Raw genomic sequence first — 18,982 nt, forward strand, 5'->3', positions numbered from 1 at the left:
TGCGGCAGGGCCTGAACGGCCCACCCGTCGCACCGACCTCCCACCCGTCGCACCGATCTGCGGCGCGCACCATCTCTCGAAAGGCCCCTCATGTCCTCTCCCCGCGTTTCCGTCCAGCAGGCCTGGGATGCACTGGTGGAGGGGAACGAACGCTTCATGGCCGGGGACCTGAACCATCCGCAGCAGAGTGCCGCCCGGCGCAGCGAGCTGCGCGGGAGCCAGGCGCCCAACGCAGCCTTCCTGGGCTGCTCGGACTCACGGGTGGCGGCAGAGATCCTCTTCGACTGCGGGCTGGGCGACCTGTTCGTGGTGCGCAACATCGGCCAGATCGCGAATGCGAACACCACCGCGACCATGGAGTTCGCCGTGGCGGAGCTGGGCGTCGCCGTGATCGTGGTGCTCGCCCACGGCTCCTGCGGGGCGGTCAAGGCTGCGATCGATCAGACCACGGCCGCGCCGAGCGAGGTCACCCCGGCGATCCGCAAGGAGCTCGAGTCGATCCAGCCCGCGGTTCAGCAGGAGTGGTTCATGACTCAGCAGGTCAGCCCGTATGTGGATCCCGAGCTGATCGATGCGGATGCGGTGGGGCGGCGCCATCTGGATGAGACCATCAACGCCCTGATGCGGCAGTCGAAGGTCATCTCCGACGCGGTCGCCGCCGGCGAGCTCGGCATCGTCGGCTGCCAGTACCAGCTGGAGGAGGGCCGGGTCTCCCCGATCTCCTGGGTGGGCCGGGTCGACACCGCCCGCTGAGGCCAGCCCCTCACAGTCCTGCCGACGGCGTCGGATCAGCCGTCCTGCGGGGCAGGCTCTCCGGCGCGACGACGGCCCCGGCCCCGGCCCGGACGATCACGCAGCAGCGACCCTCCTGGGGACACAGCTCCGCTCGCGCCCGATCCTCTCCCCTGCTCTCCAGCGCGCTGCCCAGCAGCGTCTGGTTGAGCGTGCACACCAGCTCGGTGTGGGTGCGGCTGAGTCGATGGAAGGGGCAGTTGCGCAGGATGATGTCCCCCTCTGGATCCATGGACGGCTCATAGCCCCGTGCGGCGAGGACCTCCATGAGCTCCCCGTCCGCTGCACCGGCGGAGTGCCCCTCCGCCTCGGCCGTGCGGACGAGGGCGCCCCGCAGCGCCCCGCTGCCGTCCTCGTCGATCGCGGTCGCGAGCAGGTCGGCCAGCAGCGCGTAGTCGCGCGGGGGCACGGAGACGGTGCGCTCCTCTCGGACCCGGTGATACCGCTTGGCGGGTCGCCCCGCCCCGGGACCGCCGACGCCGGGCGGGCGAGCATACGTGGTGGTCAATAGTCCTGCCTCGACGAGCCGGTCGAGGTGGTAGGCCGCGAGGTTCCGCGCCATCCCCACCGATCGGGCGGCGTCGTCGCGGGTCAGCGGCTCATCCTGCGCAGCGATCGCGTCGTACAGCCGTCGCCGCACCGGATCCACGAGCGCGCTCAGTCCCTGCAGGCCGTCCGGACCGACCTCACCCTCACCGCTCATGACTCGCCCCGCTCATGCTTCTGCCCGTTCACGACTCGCTCCGTTCATGCCCAAAACTCTAACACCAAGAGTTCTTGACAAACAGGCGGGGTCAGGAGGACTCTAAAAATAGGTTCAGTTGGTTCTAGAAGGAGTCTCGCCATGTCCGTGCTCACGTCCTCCCGCTCGATGTCCTTCCTCACCCGCGCCCGTCAGGACTCCGGCCTCGCCGCATTCTGGGTGCTGCGCCTGGGCTTCGTCGTCCTCCCCCTGCTGATGGGGCTGGACAAGTTCACCAACCTGCTCACCGACTGGCCGGGGTACCTGGCCCCGTGGCTCGTGGCGCTCCTGCCCGTCAGTGCGCAGGCGGCCATGTATGCCGTGGGCGTGGTCGAGATCGTGGCCGGGATCGCCGTCGCGCTTCGGCCCCGCCTGGCCGCCTGGGTGGTCGCGGCGTGGCTCGCCGGCATCATCGTGAACCTGCTGACCTACTCCGGGTTCTACGACGTCGCGCTGCGGGATGTCGGCCTGCTGGTCGCGGCGGTCGCCCTCGGGCTGCTCGCCCGGACCTACGACCGTCCGCGGGTCGACGCGGCCGCGTGACCGTCGCACCTCACCGGGATCACCGGGCTCACGGTCCCACGTAGGGTGAGCTTCGACGGCGCGGCACCAGCATCGGCCAGGAGGCCCCTATGAGCACCCCCGCATCCCCCGAGGTTCCCACCACCACGTTCGCCGACGGGGCGAGCATCCCGCTGATCGGCTTCGGCACGGGCGGGGCCCAGGGCCCCGCCGGAGCCGACGTGATCGCCTCCGCACTGCGCACCGGCTACCGACTGCTCGACACCGCTGCCCAGTACGGCAACGAGACCGCCGTCGGCGAGGGTCTGCGCCGCAGCGGTGTGGATCCCGCCGAAGTGCTGGTGACGACCAAGGTGGCAGGTGGCGATCACGGCCGCGAGGCCGCCCGCACCGGGATCCTCGAATCGCTGCGCCGGTTGGGGCTGGAGCGGGTGGGGATCGCCCTGATCCACTGGCCGAATCCCTCCCGCGGACTCGCCGTGGACACCTGGCGCACCCTGCTGGACCTGCGGGAGGAAGGGCTGGTTCTCCACGCCGGGGTCTCGAACTTCCGCCCCGATCAGCTCCAGGAGCTGTTCGACGCGACGGGGCACTGGCCCGAGATCAATCAGATCCAGCTCTCCCCGGCGCTGCCCCGCCAGGAGCCGGATGCCTTCCACCGGGAGCATGGGATCGTCACCCAGGCCTGGGGACCGCTCGGGACCCGGGAAGGGCTCTCGGAGCAGTTCGCGATCCGCAGGGTCGCGGCGAAGCACGCGGTCACAGTCGCGCAGGTGGCGCTGCGCTGGGCCGTGGACCGGGAGATCGTGGTGATCCCTCGCTCCTCGGACCCGGGCAGGCAGCGGCTGAACCTCGATCTGACCGCTCTCCGCCTGGACCAGGAGGATCGCGCACTGCTGGCGAGCCTCGATCTGGGTGAGGAGAGCGCCTGGGACTCCCGGGAGCACGAGGAGTGGTGAGCAGGAGGAGTGGTGAGCCGGAGGAGTGATGAGCGGGGAGCAGCTCAGCCGGTGACGGTGCGGGCGATCTCGTGCATCTCCTCGAGCCGGCCCCATTCGTCGTCGTCCGTCCCGGCGTAGACGAGCGACAGGCGGCCGGTGTATCCGGTCTCTCGCAGCGTCTCCAGCGAGCGCGTGAGATCCTCGGCATCGAGCACGCCCGGAGCCGATTCACGAGCCTTGACCTGGGAACACTCGGCATCCCCGGCGACCGCCGCGATCTGCTGGTACTTGTCCTCACCGTCCCAGTTCCCGGTGTCGATGAGCAGGCCGACCTCTCCCTCGAGCTGGTCCAGCAGCCCCCGGGTGGTGCGCGCATCGATCAGCAGCGACTTCCAGTTCTCGGTGAGCACCCGGAGGCCCGGATGCGCCGCGGCGAGGGCCCGCAGCCGGCGGGCGCTGAGCGCGAGCGTCTCCGGCGTCGGCGCCTGGTCCCCGGCGGGCACCCGCACCCTCGGCACGCCCAGCCGTTCGGCCACCTCGATCCAGCCCGAGACCCAGCGCTGCTGCTCGACGCCATGCTCGGGATGGACGATGTCTCCGTCATCCACCAGGAAGCACTCGAGGTCGACTCCCGCGGTGTCGAACCCGTCGCGCAGCTCTGCCAAGTACGCGGGCTCGGTGCGGGGCAGGTAGAAGTGACACAGCTGGGCGCTGGTGAATCCGTGCGCGGCGAGCTGACCGGGCAGCTCGAGCAGGTCCAGGCCGCCTGCGGCGTCGTTCTCGGCGAGGGTGCCCGACGGGGCGGAGCCGGGCGCGACGAACCGGCCCATGGTCCGGAACAGGGACCAGGTGTGGAGAGCCTTCGCGGGGTTGAGGACAGAGGTGGGGTCCAGGGCAGAGGCGGGGTCCAGGGCAGAGGTGGGGTCCAGGGCAGAGGTCGGGTTGAGAGCATGGGCCATGAGGTCTCCTGTGATCGATCGGGCGGGGGTCATCCCCCGAAGTGCGCCGCGAGGTCCTCGGTGGTGACGTTCGCGCCGGAGCTCGCCGCGACCACGTCGGCCGTCATGACTCGGGTGCCGCGATCCCCCTCGGGGTGCGCCTCGATCCGCACGAAGGCCGTCCGCACCCCGGGCTGCTGGTCATAGGTGTCGCTCACCGTCTCCAGGACGACGAGCAGCGACCGTTCGATCTGCGCACGGTCCTGACCGGCCAGCACCAGCACTCCGCTGATGGTCGTGCCGGCAGAGGTGGAGTCCTGGAACTGCACTTTCCCGTCCCGGTGCTCCGGCAGCGCTTCGACAGCGACGCGCAGCGCCTCCTGGACGTCGGTGACATCGCTGCGCCCGCCCAGTCCGCAGGCGGTGAGCAGGCTGCCGATGATCCCCACGAGCACTCCTCTGCGGCCGATGGCGCTGGCTGTCATCGGCCCATCATCCACCATCGCCTCCGCCCCCGCTCCGCCCTCGGCGTCAGTTCTCGCGGTGCACGCCGGAGGTAAAGTGCTGGACGCTCTCCGGATCCCCGGTGAGGAAGGGCTGCAGGCTCGGGTCCTGCGAATACTGCGAGAGCTGCGAGTTCGGGTCCTGCAGCTGCGTCTGCACCGAGTTCTGATATTCGCCGCCCCCGTGGTTGGTCAGCGGGTTCCAGCTGGGGCTGTCCAGGGTGACGGTGGTGGTGTTCCCGGAGCCGATGTTCTGGTTCGCGAGCAGCTCCCCGGGATTCGGGATCGGGACGGGCAGGGGGATTCCTCGCGGCCCGGGCACCACCGGGCCCATGTACGAGCCCTCGGCGTCGATCCTCGGCACGAGGTCGCCGCCGTGCTGGATGTTCAGCTGGTGCACGCCGGCGGGCACGTCGTAGTTGTCCACCGGGGAGCCGTAGGTCATCACGTTGGTGAGGTTGTACTGGGAGGCGAACTCCGGGTTCGCGGCCAGGCTGGCGGCGATCATGCCGCCCTGGGAGTGCCCGTTGAGCATCAGGGGGACGCCCTCCAGGTTCGGGTTGTCCCGGTAGAGCTGGGCGATCGCGTCGGCCGTGGCCTGCGACCCCGCGGACCAGCCGTTCGAGCCGGCCTGCTCGGCGTTGCCGGTGAGGTCCAGCGGGTTGTCCCCGGCCATCGGCCCCCACTGCTCGGTGCCGGGGATGTTCACGATGACGCCGGTGGGTGGATTCCCGACCACGCTCATCGAGACCTCCCCGGTCTCCTCGGACCCGTAGGTCTGGTTGGTGTTGGCGATGATCTGGGAGAGGTCCCCGGGCGGGACCAGGCCCGAGTCCTCAGGGGTGACCGCGACCGGGGCGTCGGCGTAGCCGGTGCCGTCATCGGCGAGCTTGAGGTCGATGCCGGTGAGCACCTCGATGACGTCGCCCGTCCCGCGGATCAGCCCTGCTGCGCCGTCGACCACCACTTCGGTGAAGCGCGGCCATTCGAAGCCCTGGATCGCGTCGAGGGCGGTGCTGACCAGGTCGCGGCCGTCCTGGACCCGGTCCCCGAGCCAGTCCATCCCGTCGGAGATCCGGTCGCCGAGCCAGTCGGTGCCGTCCGAGATCCGATCCCCGAGCCAGTCGATCCCGTCGCGGATGCCGTCGACGATGTCCCCGCCGGTGTCACGCAGCCAGTCCATCGCGTCCTCGAACCAGCCGCCGTCGTCGACGGAGGAAGCGCGGTCCTGCTCCTCGACGTGCTGCTGCAGCTCCCGGGATCGCTCCCCCAGGCCCGGCAGCACGATGCTCTCGCCCTGCCGATGGGTGGCGTCCCACTGCTCGCGGAACGCCTCGGCGTCGGGCCCGATCCACGCCACGGACTGCACGCTCGACTGCAGTCCGCCCAGCACCTCCTCGAGGCGGCGGGCGGCCTGCTCGAGGGCGTCGGATTCGCCGAGGACCTGCTCGGTGTCCATCCCGTAGAAGGTCATCAGGCGGCGCTCCCGGCGGCATGGGCGGTGACATGGCCGATCGCCGCGATCACCTTGGCGCGCATCGCCGAGGTGAGGGAGCCGGGCTCGAGCTCGCGGGCCTCGGTGCCGTCCTCGCCGGGCACCAGCACCGCGAGCTGCTCGCCCTCCTGCCCGTAGGCGTACCAGGAGCCGCCGCTGACGACGGTCTGCTCCGGGGCCGGGGAGGCGATCACGAGCATCTGCACCTCCGCGACGGCGGGGGCGTCGACCAGCTCGGCCGGAGCCGGGGCGGGGTCGGCGGCGGTGAAGGCGGGGCGCTGCGGCACGAGCGCCTCGAAGGTCTCGCTGAGGTGCTCGATCGTGCTCAGGCCGAGGATGACGGCGTCCGCCCGGCGCCCGAGCTGCATCGTCTCGGCATCGGCGGTGACCTCCCGAGACTGATCGATGATCACCACCACGCGACCGGCGATGCGGAGCCGGGTGGTCCAGGCCCGGTCGCCGTCGACGCACACCAGCTCGACGCCGACGGGGGAGGTCAGGGCGGAGCGCAGGAACTGCTGCCAGTGCGGGTCGATCACCAGGCCGTCGTCCTCGCCGGGCGCGTCGACCAGCAGGCCCACGAGCTCGAGCTCGACGATCTGCTCCTCGGTGATCTCTGTCGGCGGTTCCTGCTCGAGCGCGATCGCCCGCACCCAGGCCCAGGAGGGCTCCGAGATCCGCACCAGCTTCGCGTCCCCGGGCAGCGAGGTGATCCGCGGTCGCTGTTCCACCGTCGTGTCGTCGACTGTCATGCCCGGCCTTCCGCTGCGCCCACGGGCACGCTGCGATGCGGCCCTGGTCAGGAGCGTATGTCGGGGCGCGGGTGAGAGGAATGGGGAGTAGTCCCCATGGACCGACCGCCCTCGCGGCAGCACCCGCACATGGCAGGATGCGCAGGTGTCCGATGAGCAGCTGCTGACGATCAGCACCTTCGCGCGGGCGGTGGGCGTCCCGGCCAGCGCTCTGCGCCATTACGCCGCCGAGCAGGTCTTCGTCCCGGCGGACGTGGACCCGGTGAGCGGGTACCGGTACTACGCCCCCTCGCAGATCGAGGGCGGGGTGCTGCTGCGACGGATGCGCGCGATCGGAGTGCCGCTGGCGGTGATGCGCGAGGTGGTCGCCGGACCGGCATCCGAGGCGTCACGACTGCTCGCCGAGCTGCTCATGGACCATGGCACGAACTCCCGCCGGCGCGAGCAGGAGCTGCACGCGCTGCGGGAGCATCTCGACCCCACCACCGGCGCTACCGGATCGGTGCGGGCGACCGTTCCCGGAGCCTCCCTCGCCGCCGCCATCACCCAGGTGCTGCCTGTCGCCGAGAGAGCGGCGGACGACGTGTCCGGACTGATCTGGGTGATCGAGTCGGCGGAGATCGCGCTGATCGCCACGGATCGCTACTGGCTCGCCCATCGTCGCCTCAGGGCGGAGGCCTCCGGTTCCCCGGGCCGGGCGATCATCTCGGTCGTGGACGCCGCCGATCTCGCCCGCGCCTGCGCCCGCCACGGCGACGTGCATCTCGCCCTCACGGGCGCAGCCCTGACCGTGCACGACGCCGAGGGGACGCTCCTGGCACGCGCCGCGCTCATCGAACGGGCGGTCCCCGATCTCGGACTCCTGGTCTCCACCCAGCCGCCCGCCCGCGCCGTGGCGGGCTTCGATCGAGCGGAGCTGCACGGTCTGCTCGTCCCTCCGGCGCCGAGCACGCAGCTGCGCCTGGTCGTCGACGGCAGCACCGCCGTCCTCCACGCCGGCGAGGCACCGGCGCTGCACGGCTGGGCCTCCTGCTGCGCGAGAGCCGACGGTGGCCTCGAGGTGCTGATCGGCCGGGCGCTGCTGGCCGCCGCGGTCGCGGTCTGCACCGGCGCGGAGGTCACTCTCGCCCTCGTCGACCCGACCACCCCGGTGCGCGTCACCTCCCCGATCCAGGACACCCTGACCTGTCTGGTGATGCCGATGCGGCCTTGACCTTCAGGTCGCTCGAACCCCCACCCTCGAGGGCGTGAACACCCCACCCTCTCCGACCACGCGCCTGCCCGCCGGATTCCACCTCTGGTGGGCCGTCTCCACCCTCCACGCCGCCGGCAGCTCGATGCTGGCCTTCGCCCTGATCTGGCTCGCCACCGGTCACGGGCCGGCTGCCGTCGCCCTGGTGAGCACCGTGTCTGTGCTGCCCTCGCTCTGCCTGCTCCTGCTCGGAGGTGCCCTCGGCGATCGCCATGGGCCCCGGCGCATGCTGGTGGCGACCACCCTGGCGCAGCTCACCGTGCTGCTGGGTCTGCTCCTTCTCCTCGGCGAGGACCCCGGCATCGCAGGACTGGCCGTCGCGGCAGGAACGGTCTCCGTGATCTCCGCCGTCAAGCAGCCCGCAGCGATCGTGTTCCCGAGGCTGCTGATCACCGAGGAGGAGCAGTTCTCCCGGGCACTTGCACGCATCTCAGGAAGCATGCACATCGCCCGCATCCTCGGGGTCTCCGCCGGAGGGATCGCGATCTCGGTCTGGCCGCTGGCCGTGCTCCTCGCGGTATGCGCGGCCCTCGCGGGCCTCAGCCTCGTCGTGCTCGCGGTGCTGCGTCCCTCCTCCCCGCCACCCGTGGGCACGGGTCCCCCGACCAGCCTCTGGCACGCTCTGTCCGAGGGGATCCGTTCGGCGCATGCCCTGCGGATCTGGCCGCTGCTGGCGGCGGTCGCGCTGGTCTGCGCAGCGGTGCTGCCGGTGGTCGCAGTGGTGCTGCCCTCCGCCGCCCGCGCTCAGGGGTGGAGCGGCTCCGAGGCAGGGCTGCTGGAGGCGGCGTGGGCCACGGGCACCCTCACGGTGACGCTGCTGATCTCCTTCACCGGGACGTGGGCGCACCAGCATCGCGCCCTGATCGGTGGACCGCTGCTGATGATGGGCGCCCTGGCCCTCCTCGCCCTGCCCCTGGCCCTGCCGGCGATGCTCGGTGCCGCGGCGCTGCTCGGGGTGGGCACCGCGATCTTCACCACCCACATCGCCCCGATGCTCCTGCGCCGGGCACCCGCCGGTCAGATGACGCGCTTCCAGTCGCTGATGGCCATCGTCCAGCTCGCCCCTCCCGCTCTGCTGAACAGCCCCTTCGCCGCACTCGCAGGGACTGGGCGCGCCTCGCTCGCGCTGCTCCTCGCCGCCGCCCTCGCCGGCGGTGCCGCCCTGCTCCTCATGACGGACTCGCGGGCCGGAGTCAGCCCCGACCCGGCGCCGACCCCTCCACCAGCACCGCGCGCCTCCACCCGCGGGCCGAGCTGAGCACCGCGAGCTCCTCAGCCGCGCACACCTCCTCGGCATTCAGCGGCCGTTCCACCAGCTCGCCCCGCTCGAGCGCGAGCCGGCGACCCACCCCGGCCAGGCAGCCGTCGGCCAGCGGCGGGGTGCACCAGGTGCCGTCGATCCGGGCGGCGAGGGTCGCGATGGTGGTCTCCACGGCGCGGCCGTGCTCGCCGAGCAGCACCACGTCCTCCGAGCCCGGATGACGCTTCCGGGCGGCGGCGAAATGCTCCCGCACCGTGGTCTTGTGCGCGCTGAGCTCCGTCGGGAAGGAGGTGCGCACCGTATCCAGCGCGAGCCGCACCGGCCCGGGCGTCGCCACCAGCGGCCGGGAGCTGACCTCGAGCGATCCGTCCCTCCGCAGCGCCAGCCGCAGCAGCACGTCCCCCGCCGAACCGGCCGCCGCCTCGAGCGCGGCGACCTCGAGCGTCTCCCGCCGTGCCGGGATCCCGAAGTGCGCCGCCGAGCCCAGCATCCGCTCCAGATGCTGCCCGAGGTGCTGCGCGACGCCATCGAGCACTGCAAAGGTCTCCAGCAGAGCGAACGGCTCCCGCGTGCCGGTCGGCAGCACCGCGGCCTTGACCAGCAGCTCCTCGTACTCGTCCGCCGCGGTCGACGCCCAGGTGACCCCGCCACCCGCGCCATAGACCGCGGAGCCGTCGGCCCCATCGATCACCACGGTGCGGATCGCGACGCTGAACCGGGCCCGCGGCGAGGGGCCGGGGGCGAGATACCCGATCGCCCCGCAGTACGCCCCGCGCGGGGCATCCTCGAGCTCGGCGATGAGGCCCATGGTGGACAGCTTCGGGGCACCCGTGATCGAGCCGCAGGGGAACAGCGCCTCGAACACCTCCGCGAGCCCGACCTCCTCACGCACGCGACCCTGGATGCGCGAGGTCAGCTGCCACAGCGTCGGATACTCCTCAGCGGCCATGAGCTCGGTGACCTGCACGCTTCCCGCCTCGCACACCCGAGCGAGGTCGTTGCGCAGCAGGTCCACGATCATGACATTCTCGGCGCGGTCCTTCTCGCTCGCCCGCAGCGCCTCCCGCGCCGCGAGGTCCTCCTCCGGGGTCCGGCCCCGAGCGGCGGTGCCCTTCATCGGGGCGGTGCGCAGCAGGCCGTCCTCCCAGCGGAGGAACGACTCCGGGCTGGCGCTGACCACGGTGTGCCGCCCCAGGTCCAGGAAGGCGTGATGCCCGCCGCGCTGGCGGTGCGCGAGCTCCCCGTAGAGCCCGAAGGCATCACCGCGGAAGGTCGAGCGCAGGCGCGTGGTGAGGTTCGTCTGGTAGGTGTCGCCCTCGGCGATCGCGGCCCGCACCGCCTCCACCCGCCGCGCATGCTCCGCTGCGGACCAGTCCGGGACCCAGGGGGCGACCTCGAAGCCCTCCCCCGTGGTCAGCGGCAGCGCCTCCACATCCGGGGCGTCGGCGATCCCGAACCACACCAGCGGCAGGCCCTCCTGCGGCGCCCGGACGCGAACATCCGGATTGAGCCCCGCGGCTGCCTCATAGGCCACCATCCCGAAGGCCCAGGCCCCGCCGGTGACCGCGTCCTGCACCGCGGCGAGCGCGGGCCGCACCTCCTCGGGCCGGTAGGCGCTGATCACTCGTTCGGCCCGGCCGAACTGCAGGCTGCGGCCCGCGGCGACGTCGTCGAAGCGGGCGACGGGGGCGGGGACGGTCATGAGGGGAATCATGCCCGATGCGGAGGTCCGACTAGCATCGTGGCCATGGAGTCCTTCTCGCCGTCCTCGTCTCGTCTCGCCTACATCGACGCGACCGCCGGGATCGCCGGCGACATGCTGCTGGCCGCTCTGATCGACGCCGGCGCCGACCTCGACGGCGTGCAGCGGGTGCTGGACGCCCTGGTCCCGGACTCGGTCCGCTTCGTCCGCTCCACGGTGGACCGTGGCGGGCAGCGCGCGGTGAAGATCGATGTGGAGGTGCTGGTCGAGGATCCGCCCCACCGCACCTGGGCCTCGATCCGGGAGCTGCTGGAACGTTCCCGTGGGGACGCCTCCGTGCCCGAGCGCACGATCGACCTGGCGCTCACGGTCTTCGGCCGCCTCGCCGAGGCGGAGGGCGCGACCCACGGCGTCCCGGCCGACGAGGTCCACTTCCACGAGGTCGGGGCGCTGGACTCCCTGGCCGACGTGATCGGCGCCTGCGAGGCCTGGCGCCAGCTCGGCATCACCGAGGGTGCCGGCAGCGTGATCGCGGTGGGCTCCGGCCGGATCCGCGCAGCCCACGGTGACATCCCGGTGCCGGTCCCGGCAGTGGCCCGCCTCGCGCTCGGCTGGCCGACGGTCGCCGGCGAGCTGCTCCCGCCCCGCGGTCACGCCCCCGCGCATTCCCACGACCACGGGCACTCCCACCTGCATGATCACTCCCACGATCACCCCGTCGAGGTCCCCGACTCCGATGCGGCCCTGCCCGCCCACGCCCAGGGCGGCCCCCATGAGCACGGTGGTCGACGGGTCCCGGCAGGGGTCGCCCCCGGCATCGGCGAGCTCGCCACCCCCACCGGCGTCGCCCTGCTGCGCGGGCTCGCGAGCACCGCCGGCCCACAGCCCTCGCTGGTCACCGAGGCCCTCGGCGTCGGCGCCGGCACCAAGGACACCCCGGGCCGCCCGAACGTCGTGCGCGTGCTGGTGGGAAGGGTGCCCGACCGCACTGCCCCCGGGACCGGGCCTGCATCCGGCAACGGCGACGCCCACGACACCCCCGCGGCCGCGCTCCAGCTCGAGGCGAATGTCGACGACCTCGATCCTCGGCTCTGGCCCGGAGTGGTCGACGAGCTGCTCGAGTGCGGCGCGCTCGACGCCTGGCTGACCCCGATCATCATGAAGCGCGGTCGTCCTGCAGTGACGATCCACGCCCTGGTCCGCGACGGGGCAGAGGCCGCGACGGCAGCGCTGATCATGGACCGCACCGGCACCCTTGGAGTGCGGATGCACCGGGTGGATCGGCTCATCCGCACCCGTGAGTTCACCGAGGTGGAGGTGCAGGGCCAGCGGATCTCCGTGAAGATCGCCCGCGACGCCGAGGGGTCTGTGGTGCGCCGCGAACCCGAGTTCCGCGATGTCATCGCGGCCGCCCGGGTGCTCGGGGTCAGCGAGCGGGCGATGCTCGATCTCGCGAAGGAATCCGCTGCGGGACTGACGGATCCGTCCTCCTGACGGATACTGGTGAGGAACCGACGACGCTCACCAGGAGGTTTCCGATGGTTGCTCTGACCGATGCGATGACCAAGGCGATCGACATCGCCCGCGAGGCGCCGAACGGCCGCCATGCCGAGCTGCTGATCCACGACGGGCCCCTGCGTCAGACGGTGATCGCCCTGAAAGCGGGCGCGCAGCTGCCCGAGCACAACTCCCCGCCGGCCGCCTCGATCCAGGTGATGCACGGCAGCCTCCGCGTCACCGCGCAGGAGCCGGTGGTGCTCCAGACCGGCCAGATCGAGGCGCTCACGCACTTCCGCCACTCGGTGGAGGCCCTCGAGGACACCGTGTTCCTGCTGACCACGGTCACCTCCCAGCACGACACCGACAGCCACGCCACCCGCACCGGGGAGATGCCCGTGCTCAGCAAGGAGGCGCAGGCCGCCGAATACGCGGAGATGGACCACGAATCCGGCGGCGGCCGCACCGACCGCTGATCAGCGCACCTCTCCCCCGCCCCGCGCGGCGAGGCGCAGCCAGGTGTCCACCACGGTGTCCGGGTTCAAGGACATCGAGGCGATGCCCTGCTCCAGCAGCCACTCGGCCAGATCAGGGTGGTCGCTCGGCCCCTGCCCGCAGATCCCGACGTACTTCCCCGCGGCCCGGCAGGCCTCGATCGCCCGGGCGAGCATGAACTTCACCGCCGGATCCCGCTCGTCGAAGGCGTCGGCGACCAGCGCCGAGTCACGATCCAGGCCCAGGGTCAGCTGGGTCATGTCGTTCGAGCCGATCGAGAAGCCGTCGAAGTGCTCGAGGAACAGCTCCGGGGTCGCGGCATTCGAGGGGATCTCGCACATCATGATGACCTGCAGGTCCCTCTCGCCCCGCACCAGGCCGTGGCTGGCCATCAGGTCGATGACCCCCTTGCCCTCGGCGGGCGTGCGCACGAAGGGGATCATGACCTTGACGTTGCTCAGTCCCATCTCCTCGCGCACGAAGCGCAGCGCCTCGCATTCCATCGCGAAGCACTCCGCGAAGTCCGCCGAGAGGTAGCGGGAGGCGCCGCGGTACCCGATCATCGGGTTCTCCTCGTGCGGCTCGAACAGCGTCCCGGCCAGGAGGTTCGCGTACTCGTTGGACTTGAAGTCGCTCATCCTCACGATCACCGGCTCCGGCGCGAAGGCGGCGGCGATCGTCGCCACCCCCTCGACGACGCGCTGGACGAAGTAGTCCCGCGGGGAGTCGTAGGCGGCGATCCTGGAGCGCACCGTCGCGGCGATCTCCGGCTCGTCACGCTCGAGCCGGTCCAGCTCGAGCAGGGCGCGGGGGTGGATGCCGACCTGCCGGTTGATGATGAACTCCAGGCGGGCCAGGCCCACTCCGGCGTTCGGCAGCCGCGAGAATCCGAAGGCCTGCTCGGGGTTGCCCACATTCATCATGATCTTCGTGCCCACCGGCGGCATCGAGTCCACCTCGGAGGAGGAGACGGTGAAGTCCAGCAGCCCCTCGTAGACGAATCCGGTGTCGCCCTCGGCGGCGGAGACGGTGACCTCGTCACCGTCCTTCAGCTCCGCGGTCGCGGAGCCGGTGCCCACCACGGCGGGGATCCCGAGCTCGCGGGCGATGATCGCCGCATGACAGGTGCGGCCGCCACGGTTGGTGACGATGGCGCTCGCACGCTTCATGATCGGCTCCCAGTCGGGGTCGGTCATGTCGGCGACCAGCACCTCGCCGGGCTGGAACTCGTGCATGCGGTCGATGGTGTCCAGCACCCGCACGGGGCCGGCGCCGATCTTCGCGCCGATCGCCCGTCCCTCGGCGCGGACCGGACCGCGGGAGGCGAGGATGTACTTCTCCACGGTGTTCCCCGCCCGGGACTGCACGGTCTCGGGGCGGGCCTGCAGGATGTACAGGGAACCGTCGGCCCCGTCGAGCCCCCACTCGATGTCCATCGGCCGCCCGTAGTGCTCCTCGATGATCAGCGCCTGCTTCGCCAGATCGGTCACCTGCTGATCGGTGAGCGAGAGCCGGCTGCGCGCGGCGACGTCCACCTCGATGAACTCCACGGTGCGGCCGACGGTGGTGGCTCCCTCCCCGTGGGCATAGACCATCTTGGTGGCCTTCTCGCCGATCTGGCGCTTGAGGATCGCGGGGCGGTCCTCGCGCAGGCCGGGCTTGAAGACGTAGAACTCGTCGGGGTTCACCGCGCCCTGGACCACGCCCTCGCCGAGCCCGTAGGCGGAGGTGATGAAGATGGCCTGGTCGAAGCCGGATTCGGTGTCGACCGTGAACATGACCCCGCTGGATCCCAGATCGGAGCGGACCATCTTCTGCACCCCGGCCGAGAGCGCCACCGCGGCGTGCTCGAAGTCGTGGTGGACGCGGTAGGCGATCGCGCGGTCGTTGTACAGGGAGGCGAACACCTCGCGGATCGCGAGCAGCACGGCGTCGATCCCGCGCACGTTCAGGAAGGTCTCCTGCTGGCCCGCGAAGGAGGCGTCCGGCAGATCCTCGGCGGTGGCCGAGGAGCGCACCGCGAACGAGGCCTCCTCGCCGCTGCCCTCGGCGAGCTGCTGGTAGGCGGAGCGGATGTCCGCCTCGAGGTCCGCGGGGAAGGGCTGGGCGATCACCAGCTCCCGGATCTCGCGGCCGGTCTCGGCCAGCGCGATGGTGTCCTCGGTGTCCAGGCCCTGCAGCCGCTCGTCGATCCGCTCCGCGAGCCCGGTCGCGCCGAGGAACTCGCGATAGGCCCGGGACGTGGTGGCGAAGCCGTCGGGCACCTGCACCCCGAGGCGGGTCAGGTTCGAGACCATCTCGCCGAGGGAGGCGTTCTTGCCGCCCACCTGCTCGAGGTCGTTCATGCCGAGCTCGGAGAACCAACGGATGCTCTGGGTCATGGCGTGCTCCTTCATTGTGCGCGGGGGGTGGTTCCGCGGCGGGCGAGCGATTGGAGGATCAGGGTGGACATCTCCTCGACGGACTTGTTCGAGGAGTCGACGAAGGGGATCCCGTGCATGTCATAGACGCGGCGGGCCCGGGACAGCTCCCAGCGCGTCTGCTCGAGGGAGGCGTAGCGGGAGTCGGCGCGGCGCTCGCTGCGCACGGCGCTGAGCCGCTGCGGGGAGGTGAGCAGCCCGAAGCAGCGATCGGCGATCCGGGCGATCGACTCCGGCAGCACCTCGCCACCGAGGTCCTCATCGACCAGCGGATAGTTCGCCACGAAGATCCCGTGCATGAGCGCGAGGTACATGCTGGTGGGGGTCTTGCCGCAGCGGGAGGGCGCGATGAGCACCACATCCGCCTTCTCGATCGCGCGGACAGACTGGCCGTCGTCGTGCTCGATCGCGAATTCGACCGCCTGCATCCGACGGTTGTAGCGCCGGGAGTCGCCCACTCCGTGCAGCCGGGCCGGGGCGTGGTCGCCGGTGACCCCGAGGCGATCCTCGAGCTGGGCGAGGTGGCCGCTGACGAAGTCGATGACCGGTGCCTTGGTGGCCCTCAGCTCCTCGCGCACCGCCTCGTCGACCACGGTGAGGAACACCAGCGGCTGCACCTCGCCGTCCATCGCCGCATCGAGGTCGGCACGCACCTCGCGCGCCTCCTCGACGGTGCGCACGAAGGGCATCAGGCGCCGTTCGAAGGGGACCGAGGGGAACTGCAGCAGCAGGGCGTTGCCCATGGTCTCGGCGCTGATGCCGGTGGAGTCGGAGATGAAGAACACCGGGACGGCAGAGTCCTCGGGCTTCTGGGACTTCCGGGCACCCTGGCCCTGGCGCCGCGCGGCGGGAGGCAGCGGCGGCGGGATCGGAAGAGCTGCATTCACAGGTGCCCCTTGCTCTGGGCCCGGTGGCGGAGCACCGGGGACACGACGATGTGCTGGGCTCACCGTAACCGGGAAGAAGAGGACGGGGCGTCTTCGCCCAGGAAGATGGCACGGCTCACGTCAGCCCTGCGCGAGTTCGCCGACGTGCGCGCTCACCCGAGCCCGATCGCGCATCGTGCGGGGGCTGGGGCTACTCGGATCCCTCGGACGGCTCTGCAGGCCGCACCGGCCAGCGCTGCACCAGCTCGTCCCGCAGAATCCGGTCCCGTGCATCGAGCAGGCTACCCACCACGATCCCCAGCCCCATCAGACCCAGCGCCCCGAGCAGGATCCAGGGTCCCAGCGGCGCCGCCGCCCGCAGCTGCGGACCGGCGGCCGCGTAGAAGTCCCAGTCCGGCAGCTCCGCCACCAGGTCGACGAACCAGAGCGCGACGCCGAGCGCTGCCGTCGCGCCCGCGAGAGCGAAGACCACCTTCAGCACCGGCAGGGAGGTGCGGGACATGGCGCGGCTGAGCAGGGCGTGCTGCGGCGACGCTCCCGTCGGGTCCCCGAGCGCGCGGCGCAGCTCCCTGTGCTCGAGGCGCCGCAGGATGATGGCGCAGCCCACCATCCCGGCGAAGGCCAGGACACCGATCGCCGCCACGATCCCCTCCGCCATCGTCAGCAGGTCCACCAGGCGCTCCCCGGCGGGATCGAGCTCCGCCCGCTCCCCCAGCTGCCGGCTGGCCGTGCGGGTGGCGTCCGGATAGGCGACGGCGACCACCAGCTGGAAGGCCACGAACCAGGCCATGGTGGCGAGGACCACGACGGTGGCCAGCGCATTGCTGAGCATCCGCACCCCACGTCCGGGCAGCGGCGCGGAGCTCCCCGCCTCGGTCAGCTCCCGCCCGGCGGCGATGATCCGATGCGGCTGGGTCCATCGCTCGGGCAGCTCGTCCGCGAACCCGCGCTGCCAGCGCGTGAAGACCTTTCCGGTGAGCGGGATCCCCGCCCAGATCGCCGCGAGCAGCACCGCGCCGCCGCCGACGACCGCCAGGCCCACCACGTCCACGCTCTCCAGCATGGCGAAGACGGCGATCACGTAGAGCAGCCCCAGGATCGCCAGCATCGCGATCGCGATGCCCTTGTACGCCGTGGCGCTGCTCTCCCGCGCCGCCTTCCATTGGGTCGGGAACGGGACCTCGGTCGCCGGGGTGCCCCGCCGCACAGCCGCAGCCAGGGCGCGGGCCATGAGCGGGCCCTCGAGGGACCCGAGCAGTCCCAGCAGGAGCAGGCCGATCGCCCCGAGCACCAGGACACCGACCAGCGAGGCGCGGCTGACCAGGTCGATGGTGGTCCCTGCCTCGGACCCGGCGAACAGCTCCTCGACGACGAGCCCGCTGATCACGGCGACCCCGAAAAGCCCCAGCAGGCCGATGAGGCCGTAGAACAGCGCCTCCATCGCGGTTCTCTGGAGCGTCACGGCGCGGCCGACCGGGAGCACCCGCCAGCGGGAGTCGGCGATGTTCTGCATCAGCCCATCCTGCCCGACGGGCTCCGCCGCGGCGGCGTCATCCCTCGAGCGTCCCCACGCTCGCCCGGGGCTGCGGCGCGTCCGCTGCACGGACCCGGGGCCCCGCCGCCGGGCTGAGGGCCACGCCCACCAGCACCACCGCGAGCGGCACCACCAGGGCGCCGCGCAGGCCGACCTCCTCGCCGAGCAGGCCGAGCGTGGGCGGGCCCACGAGGAAGGCGAGGTAGCCGATCGTCGAGGCCAGGGCCACGCGGGCAGCGGGGTTCGGGCCGGAGTCCCCGGCGGCGGAGAGGGCGAGCGGGAAGCCGAGCGAGGCGCCGAGGCCCCAGAGCACCACGGCGGCGACGGCGACCGGCTGGCTGTCCACGAAGGCGATCAGCGCGAGGCCGAGAGCCGCGAAGAGCGCGCTGACCATGAGCACCCGGGCGCGGCCCACGCGGGCGACGATCGGGCCGCCGCAGAAGCGGCCGATGGTCATGGAGGCGGCGAAGAGGGCGAACACGGTCGAGCCCATCGTGGCTCCGAAGCCGTGCCCGTCCACCATGATCAGCGGCAGCCAGTCGTTGGCGGTGCCCTCGGCGAGCGCCATCGCCAGCACGATGCCGCCGATGAGCACCAGGCGGGTGTCCTTCCAGAGCGCCGGGGCGGGGGTCGCGGCCGCTTCAGCGCGCTCGGCGGCGGTGACCAGGCCGGTCCCCGCGGGGATCGCGCGCAGCGCCCAGACCAGCAGCCCGGCGCCGAGCACGGCGATCAGCACCAGATGGGCGACCACGGAGAATCGCGTCGCATTGGCGAGGATGCCGAGGCCCGCACCGATCACCGTGCCGAGGCTGAAGCAGCCGTGAAGGGCGGGCAGGAACGGGCGACCGCCCTGCTTCTCGACGTCGGCCCCCTCGACGTTCATCGCGACCTCGCCGCCGCCCATGCCGGCCCCGAACAGCGCCAGGCCCAGCGCAGTCAGCAGCGGCATGCCGCTCGCGGCGCCGATGGCGATGACCGGCATGGCCAGCACGATCAGCGAGGAGCCGCCCGCGACCACCGGCCGGGCTCCCCATCGCATCACCAGCGGACCGGAGGAGAGGATCCCGGCCATGGAGCCGACGGAGAGTCCGAACAGCACCAGCCCCATCTGCGCAGTGGACGCTTCCAGCAGGTCCCGCACGGCCGGCGTGCGGGTGACCCACGCGGACATGCTGAGTCCGGGCAGCAGGAACAGCGCATACAGCGCCCAGCGGCGGCGGGACAGAGAGCCGTGCACGGGAGCTCCTCA

17 protein-coding genes are annotated in these 18,982 nt (G+C 71.8%); 7 read left to right on the plus strand and 10 right to left on the minus strand.

The window, feature by feature from the left end; genetic code table 11:
• The first annotated feature begins 90 nt into the window (after positions 1-90).
• The gene (locus ACT3UF_RS05975) at positions 91-753 is read left to right on the plus strand and encodes a carbonic anhydrase (protein WP_441445875.1); all 663 of its coding nucleotides are present in this window, start codon (positions 91-93) and stop codon (positions 751-753) included.
• A gap of 10 nt (positions 754-763) precedes the next feature.
• Here ACT3UF_RS05975 and ACT3UF_RS05980 read toward each other — a convergent pair whose 3' ends face one another.
• Positions 764-1,495, minus strand: coding sequence for a helix-turn-helix transcriptional regulator (locus ACT3UF_RS05980; RefSeq protein WP_441445876.1), 732 nt, complete (start codon positions 1,493-1,495; stop codon positions 764-766).
• A gap of 141 nt (positions 1,496-1,636) precedes the next feature.
• On the opposite strand from ACT3UF_RS05980, the gene ACT3UF_RS05985 reads away from it, so the two are divergent.
• The gene (locus ACT3UF_RS05985; protein WP_444608144.1) at positions 1,637-2,077 is read left to right on the plus strand and encodes a hypothetical protein; all 441 of its coding nucleotides are present in this window, start codon (positions 1,637-1,639) and stop codon (positions 2,075-2,077) included.
• Between the two features lie 89 nt (positions 2,078-2,166).
• Complete coding sequence (locus ACT3UF_RS05990; protein WP_441445878.1) at positions 2,167-3,015, plus strand: aldo/keto reductase; 849 nt, start codon at positions 2,167-2,169, stop codon at positions 3,013-3,015.
• Positions 3,016-3,059: 44 nt separating this feature from the next.
• Here the strand turns inward: ACT3UF_RS05990 and ACT3UF_RS05995 are convergent, their stop codons facing one another.
• The 4 genes from ACT3UF_RS05995 to ACT3UF_RS06010 are packed head-to-tail and all read right to left on the minus strand — an operon-like array spanning position 3,060 to position 6,685.
• Complete coding sequence (locus tag ACT3UF_RS05995) at positions 3,060-3,956, minus strand: sugar phosphate isomerase/epimerase family protein (protein ID WP_441445879.1); 897 nt, start codon at positions 3,954-3,956, stop codon at positions 3,060-3,062.
• A gap of 29 nt (positions 3,957-3,985) precedes the next feature.
• A complete protein-coding gene (locus ACT3UF_RS06000; RefSeq protein ID WP_441445880.1) occupies positions 3,986-4,420 on the minus strand; it encodes a hypothetical protein in 435 nt (144 codons plus the stop codon).
• Between the two features lie 46 nt (positions 4,421-4,466).
• Entirely contained in the window at positions 4,467-5,912 is a 1,446-nt protein-coding gene (locus tag ACT3UF_RS06005; protein ID WP_441445881.1) for a hypothetical protein, read from the minus strand.
• Positions 5,912-6,685, minus strand: a complete 774-nt coding sequence (locus tag ACT3UF_RS06010; RefSeq protein ID WP_441445882.1) for a hypothetical protein — start codon at positions 6,683-6,685, stop codon at positions 5,912-5,914. Before ACT3UF_RS06010 ends, ACT3UF_RS06005 begins: the two co-directional genes overlap by 1 nt.
• A 145-nt stretch (positions 6,686-6,830) precedes the next feature.
• Here ACT3UF_RS06010 and ACT3UF_RS06015 point away from each other — a divergent pair, with 145 nt between their 5' ends.
• Positions 6,831-7,898 (plus strand): MerR family transcriptional regulator, encoded by a 1,068-nt coding sequence (locus ACT3UF_RS06015; protein ID WP_441445883.1) that lies wholly within the window; start codon positions 6,831-6,833, stop codon positions 7,896-7,898.
• A gap of 34 nt (positions 7,899-7,932) precedes the next feature.
• Positions 7,933-9,195, plus strand: coding sequence for an MFS transporter (locus ACT3UF_RS06020; protein WP_441445884.1), 1,263 nt, complete (start codon positions 7,933-7,935; stop codon positions 9,193-9,195).
• On the opposite strand, the gene pabB is transcribed toward ACT3UF_RS06020, so the two are convergent.
• Positions 9,131-10,900 (minus strand): aminodeoxychorismate synthase component I, encoded by a 1,770-nt coding sequence (pabB, locus tag ACT3UF_RS06025; protein WP_441445885.1) that lies wholly within the window; start codon positions 10,898-10,900, stop codon positions 9,131-9,133. The genes ACT3UF_RS06020 and pabB overlap by 65 nt on opposite strands.
• A gap of 45 nt (positions 10,901-10,945) precedes the next feature.
• On the opposite strand from pabB, the gene ACT3UF_RS06030 reads away from it, so the two are divergent.
• Both ACT3UF_RS06030 and ACT3UF_RS06035 read left to right on the plus strand, forming a co-directional pair.
• Entirely contained in the window at positions 10,946-12,394 is a 1,449-nt protein-coding gene (locus ACT3UF_RS06030; RefSeq protein ID WP_441445886.1) for a LarC family nickel insertion protein, read from the plus strand.
• A 44-nt stretch (positions 12,395-12,438) separates the two neighbouring features.
• Positions 12,439-12,873: a hypothetical protein gene (locus ACT3UF_RS06035; protein ID WP_299302128.1), complete on the plus strand. Its 435-nt coding sequence runs from the start codon at positions 12,439-12,441 to the stop codon at positions 12,871-12,873.
• Here the strand turns inward: ACT3UF_RS06035 and ppsA are convergent, their stop codons facing one another.
• The 4 genes from ppsA to ACT3UF_RS06055 all read right to left on the minus strand — a co-directional run bounded on the left by ppsA (position 12,874) and on the right by ACT3UF_RS06055 (position 18,970).
• Complete coding sequence (gene ppsA, locus ACT3UF_RS06040; protein WP_444608145.1) at positions 12,874-15,273, minus strand: phosphoenolpyruvate synthase; 2,400 nt, start codon at positions 15,271-15,273, stop codon at positions 12,874-12,876.
• A gap of 11 nt (positions 15,274-15,284) precedes the next feature.
• Positions 15,285-16,199 carry a pyruvate, water dikinase regulatory protein gene (locus ACT3UF_RS06045; RefSeq protein WP_441445888.1) on the minus strand — a complete coding sequence of 305 codons (915 nt, stop codon included), beginning with the start codon at positions 16,197-16,199 and terminating at the stop codon, positions 15,285-15,287.
• Positions 16,200-16,389: 190 nt separating this feature from the next.
• Entirely contained in the window at positions 16,390-17,712 is a 1,323-nt protein-coding gene (locus tag ACT3UF_RS06050) for a hypothetical protein (protein WP_441445889.1), read from the minus strand.
• Between the two features lie 37 nt (positions 17,713-17,749).
• On the minus strand, positions 17,750-18,970 hold the full coding sequence (locus tag ACT3UF_RS06055) for an MFS transporter (RefSeq protein ID WP_444608146.1): 1,221 nt from the start codon (positions 18,968-18,970) through the stop codon (positions 17,750-17,752).
• Between the last annotated feature and the right edge of the window lie 12 nt (positions 18,971-18,982).

Origin of the sequence: Brachybacterium sp. AOP24-D1-21 (assembly GCF_052378665.1) — a bacterium.
Classification (GTDB): domain Bacteria; phylum Actinomycetota; class Actinomycetes; order Actinomycetales; family Dermabacteraceae; genus Brachybacterium.

Bases quoted from the DNA above. Each gene is read 5' to 3' on its own strand.
- ACT3UF_RS05975 (WP_441445875.1), top strand. From the start codon at position 91: ATGTCCTCTCCCCGCGTTTCCGTCCAGCAGGCCTGGGATGCACTGGTG.
- ACT3UF_RS05980 (WP_441445876.1), bottom strand. From the start codon at position 1,495: ATGAGCGGTGAGGGTGAGGTCGGTCCGGACGGCCTGCAGGGACTGAGC.
- ACT3UF_RS05985 (WP_444608144.1), top strand. From the start codon at position 1,637: ATGTCCGTGCTCACGTCCTCCCGCTCGATGTCCTTCCTCACCCGCGCC.
- ACT3UF_RS05990 (WP_441445878.1), top strand. From the start codon at position 2,167: ATGAGCACCCCCGCATCCCCCGAGGTTCCCACCACCACGTTCGCCGAC.
- ACT3UF_RS05995 (WP_441445879.1), bottom strand. From the start codon at position 3,956: ATGGCCCATGCTCTCAACCCGACCTCTGCCCTGGACCCCACCTCTGCC.
- ACT3UF_RS06000 (WP_441445880.1), bottom strand. From the start codon at position 4,420: ATGACAGCCAGCGCCATCGGCCGCAGAGGAGTGCTCGTGGGGATCATC.
- ACT3UF_RS06005 (WP_441445881.1), bottom strand. From the start codon at position 5,912: ATGACCTTCTACGGGATGGACACCGAGCAGGTCCTCGGCGAATCCGAC.
- ACT3UF_RS06010 (WP_441445882.1), bottom strand. From the start codon at position 6,685: ATGACAGTCGACGACACGACGGTGGAACAGCGACCGCGGATCACCTCG.
- pabB (WP_441445885.1), bottom strand. From the start codon at position 10,900: ATGACCGTCCCCGCCCCCGTCGCCCGCTTCGACGACGTCGCCGCGGGC.
- ACT3UF_RS06030 (WP_441445886.1), top strand. From the start codon at position 10,946: ATGGAGTCCTTCTCGCCGTCCTCGTCTCGTCTCGCCTACATCGACGCG.
- ACT3UF_RS06035 (WP_299302128.1), top strand. From the start codon at position 12,439: ATGGTTGCTCTGACCGATGCGATGACCAAGGCGATCGACATCGCCCGC.
- ppsA (WP_444608145.1), bottom strand. From the start codon at position 15,273: ATGACCCAGAGCATCCGTTGGTTCTCCGAGCTCGGCATGAACGACCTC.
- ACT3UF_RS06050 (WP_441445889.1), bottom strand. From the start codon at position 17,712: ATGCAGAACATCGCCGACTCCCGCTGGCGGGTGCTCCCGGTCGGCCGC.